The organism is Mesorhizobium sp. M5C.F.Ca.ET.164.01.1.1, from assembly GCF_004792125.1.
In the GTDB taxonomy this organism is placed as follows: domain Bacteria; phylum Pseudomonadota; class Alphaproteobacteria; order Rhizobiales; family Rhizobiaceae; genus Mesorhizobium; species Mesorhizobium wenxiniae.
In genome coordinates this window covers 1-377 of sequence record NZ_SRTG01000202.1, presented here as the reverse complement: position 1 = coordinate 377, position 377 = coordinate 1, and the positions used below count along the sequence as shown (strand labels likewise).

Here is a 377-nt window from a genome sequence, read left to right as displayed (position 1 = left end):
GGCTACGAACTCCATTTCTGGCGTGATGATGCCGGCGCGCGCATAGGCAAGTTGGGTCACCGCCTTGCCCTGCTTGGCCTTGAGCGGCCGATTGCGTATCGGAAATTCCGGTGTCAGGCGCTCGCCGGTGGCGAATCCATTGTCTTCCGGCCGGACGTGGCGGCCGTCATAGGCTTCGACATCGCAACGCGCCGTGACCCATTCGTGGCGAGGCCGGGCAAGGCCTTTTTCGATGCTGGTTTGGACTGATGGATCGGTGTAGGGGCCGGACGGATCGTAGACGGTGACGGGCGGTTCGCCGGCCGTCGGATGGACGGAAATCTCGCGCATCGGCACCCTGATCTGCGGGTAGAGGACGCCGGGCTTGTGGATTTTCC

The 377-nt window shown here is 63.7% G+C and carries 1 pseudogene; it reads right to left on the bottom strand.

From position 1 onward, the window contains the following. Positions 1–377 (bottom strand): annotated as a pseudogene (locus EN807_RS33120) (phosphomethylpyrimidine synthase ThiC); the annotation flags it as partial.